This is a genomic window from Vibrio sp. V30_P3S12P165 (genome assembly GCF_009904905.1).
Taxonomy (GTDB): Bacteria; Pseudomonadota; Gammaproteobacteria; order Enterobacterales; family Vibrionaceae; genus Vibrio; species Vibrio fujianensis.
In genome coordinates this window covers 1-10,984 of sequence record NZ_WXWH01000029.1, presented here as the reverse complement: position 1 = coordinate 10,984, position 10,984 = coordinate 1, and the positions used below count along the sequence as shown (strand labels likewise).

Sequence of the window (10,984 nt, the reverse complement as noted above, 5' to 3'; positions counted from 1 at the left end):
ACTATACCCAGATCACAAAAGCTAACTTTATTTCGAAAATTAATTGAAATGAAATTTATATTTCATATAGTGAGTTTAGAGAATAATAGAATTGTGGTCAACCACGAGAGCAGAGATGAAATCGCATCAACGCTTCTCTGAGCAAATTTTGGAGATATTCGGGTTATGAAGACGCTAAAAATGACAACAGCGCAGGCGCTGGTCAAATTTATGAATCAACAATATGTTGAATTTGATGGTCAGCAGCACAAATTTATTCATGGTGTGCTGAGCATTTTTGGGCATGGTAATGTGGTTGGGCTTGGGCAGGCGCTGGAACAAGACTCAGGTGATCTGATCGTACATCAAGGTTGTAATGAGCAAGGCATGGCACACATTGCTATGGGGTTTGCTAAACAACATAAACGCAAAAAAATATATGCGGTGACCTCATCGGTAGGCCCTGGTGCTGCAAATATGATTACGGCGGCAGCAACGGCAACCGCAAACCGAATTCCCGTTCTCTTCCTTCCGGGGGATGTATTTGCTTGTCGACAGCCGGATCCTGTCCTGCAACAAGTAGAGCAGTATTACGATGCTTCCATCAGTACCAACGACTGTTTTAAACCCGTTTCTCGCTATTGGGATCGTATCAATCGGCCAGAACAGTTGATGTCTGCAATGATTCATGCCATGCGCGTGTTAACCGATCCGGCTGATACTGGTGCGGTTACCATCTGCCTTCCTCAAGATGTACAAGGAGAGGTATATGACTTTCCTGATTATTTCTTTCAAAAACGGGTGCACCGTATTGAGCGTCGACCAGCGACAGACGCAATGATCAATGACGCTGTTCAACTGATCATGAAGAAGAAAAAACCACTATTGATCTGCGGTGGTGGCGTTCGCTACTCTGAAGCTCATGACGTATTTCGTCAGTTTGCTGAAACCTTTCATATCCCATTTGGGGAGACTCAAGCCGGAAAAAGTGCCGTTGTATTCGATCATGAGCTGAACTTAGGTGGCATTGGTACAACCGGATGCTTGGCGGCAAACTTGTTAGCAAAAGATGCCGATTTAGTCATTGGTGTGGGGACGAGATTTACCGACTTTACCACCGCATCGAAATCTTTATTTCAACATCCTGAGGTCGATTTTTTAACCATAAACGTGTCTGAATTTGATGCCAGTAAACTTGATGCAACGTCGGTTGTCGCAGATGCAAAAACAGCGCTTAGCGTAATCGCGAATCGGTTAACTCAAGCAGGGTATCAAACGTCTTACCAGCAAGAAATCCAACAAGCCAAAGCCTTGTGGCAAGAAGAAGTTAATCGGTTATTTAACACACAAGTTGGCCAAAGTTATCAACCCGAAATCGAAGGGCACTTTGATGATCAACTCAGGGAGTATCGTGAGACGCTCAATACGGAACTCACACAAACACGAGTACTTGGTTTATTAGATCAGTATTTGGAAGATAATGCGATCGTGGTGGGAGCTGCTGGCTCGTTACCCGGCGATTTACAACGATTATGGCAACCGAAAGTGCCTGATACCTACCATATGGAGTATGGTTTCTCTTGCATGGGGTATGAAGTTGGAGCCGCTGTGGGAGCAAAAATAGCCTGTCCAGATCAGCCGGTTTATTCCTTATTAGGCGATGGTTCTTATATGATGCTGCATTCTGAATTACAAACATCGATTCAGGAAGGGCTGAAGATCAACGTAATTCTATTTGATAACGCAGCGTTTGGTTGTATCAATAATTTACAAATGAGCCAAGGTATGGGAAGTTTCGGTACCGAAAACCGATTTCGAGATCCGCAAACGAATCGTTTGACAGGGCCGCTCGTGCCGGTTGATTTTGCTATGAATGCCGAAAGTTATGGGTGTCGTGCTTATCGAGTTTATAACCAAGAACAACTGATTGCTGCGCTCGCCGATGCGAAAAAGCAGACGGTATCGACGCTGATTGATATCAAAGTGCTACCGAAAACTATGACACATGGCTATGAAGCATGGTGGCGTTGTGGTACTGCACAAGTAGCTGATAAACCCGAAATAGAACAAGCCGCAAATAAGATTAAACAAGTGCTCACTAAGGCTCGTCAGTATTAAATAATAATAAATGCTCTCCCCCGATTCCCACCACGTGTTGTGGTGGGCTTTTTTCAGTTCCCTGCGCCTTTATTCTGTTATTGATGAACGCATTATTTATTAATTCCTATCTTTTTGATTCTTTGTATTATTTTTTGTTTTTATTGTTCGTATTGCCCTATTTTGAGTGTCGATAAAACAAAATTCCATCATGATCACAGAATGAAATATTGCGCTATTTCTTTAGTTGAAAATGAAATAAATATTCCGTATAAATGTATTTGTGAAATGCTTATACAATGTCATGGCAGAACGCACTTTTAGCCCAAAAAGGTAAAAAAGCCGCGTATAGCACTGAGGGACTTGAGGAGTGAACGGTGAGTACAGAAAAAAAATTAGATGTAATTTGTATGGGACGAATTGCGGTTGATCTTTATGGTCAGCAAGTCGGTGCCCGCTTAGAAGATATGGGCTCTTTTAGTAAATATTTAGGGGGCTCATCGGGTAATGTTGCTTATGGCACGGCAGTGCAGGGGTTGAAGTCTTCTATGCTGGCACGTGTTGGCGACGAGCACATGGGCCGATTCCTGCGCGAAGAATTACAACGTGTTGGCTGTGATACCAGTCATCTTATCACTGATAAAGAGCGATTAACGGGGCTTGTTATCCTCGGAATCAAAGACGAAGAGACCTTTCCGCTGATTTTTTATCGTGAAAACTGTGCCGATATGGCGATCAGCAAAGAAGATTTCACAGAAGAGTATATTGCTTCTGCGCGCTGTTTAGCGATTACCGGAACGCACCTTTCTCACCCTAAAACTCGTGAAGCAGTGCTGACTGCGCTGAAATATGCGCGTCGTCATGGGGTTAAAACCGCGTTAGATATTGATTACCGCCCAGTATTATGGGGGCTTACCTCTTTAGGTGATGGTGAAACTCGTTTTATTGAATCGGAGCAAGTCACCGAGCAACTACAAGAGGTATTAGGGCTATTTGATGTGATTGTTGGTACTGAAGAAGAATTCCACATCTGTGGTGGTTCAACAGACACCATCCAAGCATTAAAAGCCGTCCGTCAAGTTTCTCAGGCTGAACTCGTTTGTAAACGGGGTGCTCTTGGTTGCTCGGTATTTAGCAATGAAATTCCAGAGCATCTTGATCTCGGGATCACGGTTTATGGTGTTCGGGTGGATGTGTTGAACGTGTTAGGTGCGGGTGATGCCTTTATGTCCGGTCTATTACGTGGTTACTTAAATGGAGAAGGTTGGGAAAAAGCCTGTGCCTATGCCAATGCTTGTGGTGCGTTGGTCGTTTCTCGCCATGGCTGTGCCCCTGCGATGCCGACTAAAGCTGAACTCGATAATTATTTACTACGTGCGACACAAGTGAAACGTCCAGATTTAGATAGTGAACTCAATCATCTTCACCGAGTAACGACACGAAAATCACCGGAACGAGACGAGCTTTGTGTGATGGCATTTGATCACCGTATTCAATTTGTCGATATGGCGCGACAAGCCGGTGCCGATCTCGCCCGCATTAAACCTCTCAAAAAATTGATTTTGCAAGCCAGTCAAGAAGTAGCGCTTGAAGCCGGGCTAGCACATGGTCAGGCTGGACTATTGTGCGATAGTTCATTTGGTCAAGATGTATTAAATACGGTCACCGGGCAAGGGTGGTGGATTGCTCGCCCCATTGAATTACCAGGCTCACGTCCGCTGAAGCTTGAACATGGCAATATTGGTTCACAACTGATCAGTTGGCCGTTAGAGCATATCGTGAAATGTTTAGTGTTTTTTAATCCAGAAGATGATCACGCGATACGTTCACAACAAGAACACCAAATTCAAGAAGTGTATCAAGCCTGCTGTCAGTCAGGACACGAATTACTGCTTGAAGTCATTCTACCAAATGGCATCAAAAAAGAAGATGCTCTCTATCTACGAGCGATGCAACGCTTTTATAACTTAGGAATAAAACCGGATTGGTGGAAACTTCCACCGCTTGATAAAGCGAGCTGGCAAGCGGTTTCAGATTTAATCGAACAGCGAGATGCTTATTGTCGAGGCGTAGTCATTCTTGGCCTAGATGCACCACAAACAGAATTACAGCATGGTTTTTCACAAACAGCAGGACAACGTATCGTGAAAGGGTTTGCTGTTGGTCGCACGTTATTTGGAGAGCCCTCACGTGCGTGGTTAGCCGGTCAAATGGATGACCAAACTCTAATTCATACCGTGAAAAAAAATTATCACAACTTAATCACACTATGGCGTCAACGTGGCGAAAAATAGTGCAATAAAAGGAGACTTTTGATGAGTGTTCAATTAGGTATCAACCCACTGACGTGGACCAATGACGATATGCCAACTCTGGGAGCGGAAACATCGTTAGAAACTTGTTTAAGTGAAGGAAAGCAAGCAGGTTTTGCCGGGTTTGAGTTGGGAAATAAATTCCCACGTCAAGCGAGCGTACTGGGCCCGATATTAGCTAGCCATGAATTGCAGTTGGTTTCTGGCTGGTATTCGATGGAGTTATTGACACGGAGTGTGGAAGAAGAAATCGCAGCAGTACAGGAGCATCTTACGCTATTACGCGAGCTTGGGGCTAAAGTGATGGTGGCGTGTGAAGTTACCAACTGTATTCATGGTGCCAAAGACACGCCTGTTCATCTACGCCCTTTATTTCCCGCCGACCGCTGGGAAGAGTATGGCCGAAAACTGACAGAATTTGCCCAATACACGCAAAGCCAAGGGGTTCAAATTGCTTACCATCATCATATGGGAACCGTCATTGAAACCGCACAAGACATTGATCATTTGATGGAACACACCGGCCCTGAAGTTGGTTTGTTACTCGATACTGGTCATTTAACTTTTGCGGGTGAAGATCCAGTCAAGGTTGCACAGCGTTGGGCCGAGCGGATTAACCATGTGCACTGTAAAGATATTCGAAAAGATGTCCTTGCCGATGTGAAAAATCGCAAATTAAGCTTTTTAGACTCGGTTCTTGAAGGTGTTTATACCGTTCCTGGCGATGGCTGCATTGATTACCCTGCGGTATTTAACGTCTTAAAAGCGGTGAACTATACCGGCTGGTTAGTGGTTGAAGCTGAACAAGATCCTGCGATAGCTCACCCGTTGACCTATGCAACGCTGGGTTATAACAATTTATCCAACTTTGCTAAAGAGGCCGGACTTTTATAACCATCAGTGATGGCAATGGTTTCATTCTTCATAGCGCCTTTTTAGGCGCTTTTTTAGTAAATAAAGCAAACCAAGCCAAGCTGATCAGTCATTGTGCGTCTATGCTGCACTCGGCTCACTTAAGCTGATGTGAAAAACGCAACAATTAAACGAAATAAACCTTTCATTGTTGAAAATGAAACGTTTATTCTGTATAAAGGAGTTAAGGTCAAAACAATTCCAAACGTACAGAATCGGTAATGACAGCAAAATAATAATGATCTTCCAGTCAAGACAGCCAAAGGAGAAAACGATGGAAACGGTGTTGAATTTTATTAATGGTCAACGCAAAACAAGCGAGAGTGAACGATTTTCTGCTATCTATAACCCAGCAACCGGTGAGCAAACTCGTCAGGTACAATTAAGTCAAAAGGAAGATGTTATCCAAGCGATTAAAGCTGCGGAAACGGCGTTTTCCTCTTGGGCGAAAACTAGCCCGTTAAAACGTGCCCGGGTTATGTTTCGCTTTAAAGCGCTACTAGAACAGAATATGGATCGATTAGCGCGCATTATTTCTAATGAACATGGCAAAGTCTATTCAGATGCGGTAGGAGAGGTAACTCGTGGGCTTGAGGTGGTTGAGTTTGCCTGCGGTATCCCACATTTGCAAAAAGGCGAACATTCCGCCAATGTGGGTACGCATGTCGATAGCCATTCTTTAATGCAGCCACTCGGTGTTTGTGTTGGTATCACTCCGTTTAATTTTCCGGCAATGGTACCCATGTGGATGTTTCCTATTGCGTTGGCAACGGGTAATACCTTTATTCTTAAACCGTCAGAAAAAGATCCTAGTGCTGCACTTATTCTTGCTGAATTGCTGACAGAAGCTGGCTTACCTGATGGTGTCTTTAATGTGGTGAATGGGGATAAAGAGGCCGTTGATGTATTACTGACCGATTCGAGAGTTCAAGCGGTTAGTTTTGTTGGATCGACCCCAATTGCCGAATATATTTATAGCACAGCCTCTGCTCATGGTAAGCGTTGCCAAGCATTAGGCGGTGCTAAAAACCACTGTATTTTGATGCCCGATGCCGATATTGATATGGCAACCAATGCGATTATGGGGGCTGCTTTTGGTGCAGCTGGAGAACGCTGTATGGCTCTTTCGGTCGCGGTCGTGGTCGGTGATGAAACGGCTGATCAATTGATTGAACGACTGCAACAAAAAATCGCGACCATGCGAGTGGGGCCAGGGTTAGTCGATGGCACTGAAAATGACATGGGGCCAGTTATCTCAGCGCAGCACAAGCAAAAAATCTGTGACTATATTCAATCAGGACAAGAGCAGGGGGCCACATTAATCACTGATGGACGAGATTTTTCTGTCAAGGGGAATGAGGCGGGGTACTTCGTTGGTCCAACATTGATTGATCATGTATCCCCTGATATGACGGTATACCAACAAGAGATTTTTGGCCCAGTCTTGTGCGTGGTTCGAGTAGAAAATTATCAAACGGCATTAGAGTTAATTAATCGTCATGAATATGGCAACGGTTCAGCCATCTTTACTCGTGATGGTGAAACGGCTCGTCAATTTAGTGAAGATGTGCATACAGGGATGGTCGGAATAAACGTTCCGATTCCTGTTCCGATGGCTTTTCACAGTTTTGGCGGTTGGAAGCGCTCTATATTTGGGCCACTTAATGTCCACGGCCAAGATGGTGTGCGTTTTTATACTCGGATGAAAACCGTGACCAGCCGTTGGCCTGCCAGTGTTCGATTAGAGCAACATATAAGTTCTTTCTCAATGCCCACAATGGAATAACTGAATCAACGATATTCTTCTAGAAAAATGACCCATGTTATGGGTCATTTTTTTAATTGGCTAATCCGCTTCACGGTTAGACTTTAAATTTACTTAAATCTTGACGAATATGTTGACAAAGTTCATCTAATTGTTCACTTAATAGCCGCACTCCTGCCACATTATTGGTCACGGATGTGGTACTTTCATTAATGGTATTAATTTTTTCACTAATATCGCTCGCGACCGTAGTTTGCTCTTCAGTTGCTGCTGCGATTTGGGTGTTCATATCATTAATGTCATTAATATGTTTAATAATATTATTGAGTGCTAGGGTGGTTTGTTCTGATTCTGATACGGTTTGACTTAACGTTATGCTGGTGCCATGCATTTGAGAATTAGCATTTTCTGAACTGGCTTGAAGATCATGAATGATTTGCTCGATTTCTTCTGTGGAATGATGAGTCCGTAACGCTAACGCTCGAACTTCGTCTGCGACCACGGCAAAACCACGTCCTTGTTCACCCGCCCGAGCGGCTTCAATTGCAGCATTTAAAGCCAGTAAATTGGTTTGATCCGCCACCCCTTTAATCACCTCTAATACTGTGCTGATGTAATCACTTTTTTCTTTTAGTTCAATAATAGTGCTAGAAGTGGCATTAATTTCATCGCCGAGTTTATGAATTGCAGAAACAGTTTGTTGGACAACATGGTTACCTTGTTCCGCAAGTTCATTACAACTTCTTGTTTTATCTGCTGTATTATTAGCATTTAACGAAACTTCATGAGAGGTCGAAGCCATTTCACTTAACGCGGTGGCAACTTGTTCTATCTCTCGTAATTGTTGTTGTGTTTCGTGGCTGTTTTGTTCACTATTTGTGCGAATTTTCTCGGCACATAAAGTTAGCTCTGTTGTGGAAGCTATAATACGAGTGACTAACGCATGAAGGTTTGAAATAAACGTATTAAATTCATTGGCTAATTGACCAACTTCATCATGATGACGAATGGTTAGCCTGCTGGTTAGGTCGCCTTCACCTTGAGCGATTTTAGATAATACCGCGGTGACTTGAGTCAGCGGAGCGATCACCAATTTTGATAATACCCCCCAATTAATCAGTTGCAAGGAGAATAATAATAGGATGGCAATGAGGAGAAACATTTTTTTTATCGTGCTTAAAATAGCACTGTTTGCATCAAGCCGATAATCAATCACTAATGAACCTATCTTTTGTCCATCCTCCCATAAAATATTTAATGTGAAAGATTTTAACTCTGATATTGCAGGAGCAAGTTCATTAGATTTGGCTTCTCCAATGAGATTATCACGGTGATCAAATGCTTTAACTTGGTAGAGGTAAGGATTATTGACAAAAGAGTGAGTGATATTATCAATTAATTGAGTGTCGTATGAAAATAGGGGCTCTTTTAATACAACAGAGAGTGTTTGGTTTGTGTCATTAATGTCTTGTTCTAATTGGTTGACTAAATAATTCTTTGCAAGAAAATAGCTACCAGAGAAAACAAATGTCATCACAACTAATGAAATGATGATCAAAAGTAGCATAGATTTATATCGAATTGAATTCATGGTGAATGACCTATAATTGGTTGATGTCTAGCCAAAGTTTTTTATTTGCATAAGGTGTATCAGGATGCATGTAAGGATTATCGATACGTAAAATCGTTCGTTGACTTAAATTGGCTTTAGCAAATGCCTCTTTAATGATCTGGCTATTGAAAAATAACTGATCAAAACTACCATCATCGATGGCTGACATAAAACCTGAATATATTTGATGATAAAGTTGCTGGTTTTCTTGATTTACGTAGAAATATAAAGCAAAGGGATAAATCAACATTACCTCTTTTTCTACTGTTAAGTTTAGATGCGCATGCTGTTCAACTTCTTCCCAAGGTTCGAGTACACCACGAGGAAAGTAATCATAGCGTCCACCTTCTAACATCCGGAAAAGGTTACTATATTTAATTGTGGTTACTAGAGGTAAACCGGCACTTTTGAGAACTTGTGTATCTCCCCAGAAAGTGGCTTGCCCCGCTTTAAATTTTTTAAGCTGAGTAAGATTTTTTATCTGGGAAAATTTTCCTTGATCGGCTGAGCGAATAATAAAAATTCGGTGTCCCATAAGCCCTTTAAAAATAGGAATACGTATCGCCAAAAGTTTTTCATCTCGTTCTGCTGATGCGCCAGCCCACATTACATCAATATGATTGGCTTGAATTTCCTCGGCAAGGCGAGTTTCATTATAATTTTGCTCACTCTGTTTAATGCTTAATTCAGGTGAGCTTTTGGATAGCGCTAATTGCAATATATTAAATGCAAGTTGTTCTTTTTCGCCTTCCACCTTATTCACCGTAATGGTTTTTGCCGTCACAGAGTGAACATTGAAAACGATAACGAATAGAGCCAATAGATGGTTGATTTTCATAATATTTCTCTTTTTACTTGAAGTTGCAGGACGAGCGCTTAACGGTTACGAACCAATAAACGAGTGTGGTTTATTTACCGGTCAGTCTCGCGTTGCAACTTCAAATGATGGTGATGTGGTTAATCCGCTTATCTTTCACCTTCCATCCATACCTTGCGGTAAAGTTCGATCATCTCTTCAATGGTAGGAACTTTGGGATTATTGAGTGGTGAACCTGAATCCAATGCTTGCTGGGCCATGGTGGGTAGAAGATCGAAAAATTTATCTTTCTCAATACCATAAGAAGAGGGAGAGGGAACGTTAAGATGTGTATTCAACAGCCGTAGCTCTGTGAGTAACTTTTGGCAGGCGACCGAATTATCATCAGATAACAGCGCGACACCCATGGCTCGCGCACAATCGGCATAGCGATCGTTTGCTGCAGGAATGGAATATTCAGTAATCACTGGTAATAGCATGGCATTGGATAAACCATGGGGCACATGAAAAAAAGCGCCGATAGGGCGGCTCATTCCATGAACTAAAGCAACTGAAGCATTTGAAAATGCAATTCCAGCCAGTGTTGCACCTAACATCATTGCTGCTCGAGCGGCTTCATTATGCGGTTCATCGAAAGCGTAGCGTAAATTAGATCCAATCAATTCGATAGCCGAGAGGGCTTGTGCATCGGTAAAAGGGTTCGCTTTTTGACTGACATATGCTTCAATCGCATGAGTCAGAGCGTCTAATCCACAATCGGCGGTGACTCTTGGAGGCAATGATAAGGTCAATTCATAATCGATCAGAGCAGCCATGGGCATAAATCCCAATCCCATACAAAGCATTTTTTCATCATTTTGATCGTCCGTAATCACGGTAACACGTGTTACTTCTGAGCCAGTTCCTGCGGTTGTAGGAATGGCAATAATTGGCAAACCGCTATCTGCAACATTTTTGGGGAATCGATAATCACGGACTTGGCCGCCGAATTTACCGACAATAGAAATGGCTTTCGCACTATCTATCGGACTTCCCCCTCCAAGAGCAATAATAGAATCAAAATGGCTTGAGCGAACTAAATCAACACCAGCTTGGATTGAGCTGACCGTTGGTTCAGGGACCGTCTCTGAATAAATCATACTCTCGATGCCTGACTGGCGTAAAACTTGCTGTACTTGTTCGGCATAACCTAACTTAACCATCATGTTATCGGTGACGATAAGAGGAGCGTGAACCTTCAATACGTTCATCACTTCAACGACTTTCATCGCCGCTCCTTTTCCGATGTGCATGATTCTTGGCAATACGATATTGGTACTCATCACTGACTCCTCAGTTCATTTAAAGTTGAAAAATAGTCACAAAATCATCTTAACACTGAAACTTATATTTCTTAAGATAATTGATTGGAAAAAATATTTCAATCAACCAAATTACAAGCTCACTCGCTATAATTGCTTTTATATGTTTGATAAATAACAATTTTTATT

At 42.5% G+C, this 10,984-nt stretch carries 7 protein-coding genes; 4 read left to right on the top strand and 3 right to left on the bottom strand.

Features of this window, described 5'->3' with window-relative positions:
• The first annotated feature begins 165 nt into the window (after nucleotides 1–165).
• The 4 genes from iolD to CAG57_RS05575 all read left to right on the top strand — a co-directional run bounded on the left by iolD (nucleotide 166) and on the right by CAG57_RS05575 (nucleotide 7,086).
• On the top strand, nucleotides 166–2,097 hold the full coding sequence (gene iolD / locus CAG57_RS05590) for a 3D-(3,5/4)-trihydroxycyclohexane-1,2-dione acylhydrolase (decyclizing) (protein ID WP_161426900.1): 1,932 nt from the start codon (nucleotides 166–168) through the stop codon (nucleotides 2,095–2,097).
• Nucleotides 2,098–2,453: 356 nt separating this feature from the next.
• Entirely contained in the window at nucleotides 2,454–4,370 is a 1,917-nt protein-coding gene (locus CAG57_RS05585) for a bifunctional 5-dehydro-2-deoxygluconokinase/5-dehydro-2-deoxyphosphogluconate aldolase (protein ID WP_161428515.1), read from the top strand.
• Between the two features lie 21 nt (nucleotides 4,371–4,391).
• Nucleotides 4,392–5,282, top strand: a complete 891-nt coding sequence (gene iolE, locus CAG57_RS05580) for a myo-inosose-2 dehydratase (protein WP_099611256.1) — start codon at nucleotides 4,392–4,394, stop codon at nucleotides 5,280–5,282.
• Nucleotides 5,283–5,574: 292 nt separating this feature from the next.
• Entirely contained in the window at nucleotides 5,575–7,086 is a 1,512-nt protein-coding gene (locus tag CAG57_RS05575) for a CoA-acylating methylmalonate-semialdehyde dehydrogenase (RefSeq protein ID WP_161428514.1), read from the top strand.
• A gap of 76 nt (nucleotides 7,087–7,162) precedes the next feature.
• On the opposite strand, the gene CAG57_RS05570 is transcribed toward CAG57_RS05575, so the two are convergent.
• From CAG57_RS05570 to CAG57_RS05560, 3 genes are all read right to left on the bottom strand, one after another.
• Entirely contained in the window at nucleotides 7,163–8,656 is a 1,494-nt protein-coding gene (locus tag CAG57_RS05570) for a methyl-accepting chemotaxis protein (RefSeq protein WP_161433994.1), read from the bottom strand.
• A gap of 10 nt (nucleotides 8,657–8,666) precedes the next feature.
• Entirely contained in the window at nucleotides 8,667–9,515 is an 849-nt protein-coding gene (locus tag CAG57_RS05565) for a diguanylate cyclase (protein ID WP_202598378.1), read from the bottom strand.
• Nucleotides 9,516–9,643: 128 nt separating this feature from the next.
• Complete coding sequence (locus tag CAG57_RS05560; protein WP_099611254.1) at nucleotides 9,644–10,816, bottom strand: iron-containing alcohol dehydrogenase; 1,173 nt, start codon at nucleotides 10,814–10,816, stop codon at nucleotides 9,644–9,646.
• Nucleotides 10,817–10,984: the final 168 nt, after the last annotated feature.

Bases quoted from the DNA above. Each gene is read 5' to 3' on its own strand.
- iolD (WP_161426900.1), top strand. From the start codon at position 166: ATGAAGACGCTAAAAATGACAACAGCGCAGGCGCTGGTCAAATTTATG.
- iolE (WP_099611256.1), top strand. From the start codon at position 4,392: ATGAGTGTTCAATTAGGTATCAACCCACTGACGTGGACCAATGACGAT.
- CAG57_RS05575 (WP_161428514.1), top strand. From the start codon at position 5,575: ATGGAAACGGTGTTGAATTTTATTAATGGTCAACGCAAAACAAGCGAG.
- CAG57_RS05570 (WP_161433994.1), bottom strand. From the start codon at position 8,656: ATGAATTCAATTCGATATAAATCTATGCTACTTTTGATCATCATTTCA.
- CAG57_RS05565 (WP_202598378.1), bottom strand. From the start codon at position 9,515: ATGAAAATCAACCATCTATTGGCTCTATTCGTTATCGTTTTCAATGTT.
- CAG57_RS05560 (WP_099611254.1), bottom strand. From the start codon at position 10,816: ATGAGTACCAATATCGTATTGCCAAGAATCATGCACATCGGAAAAGGA.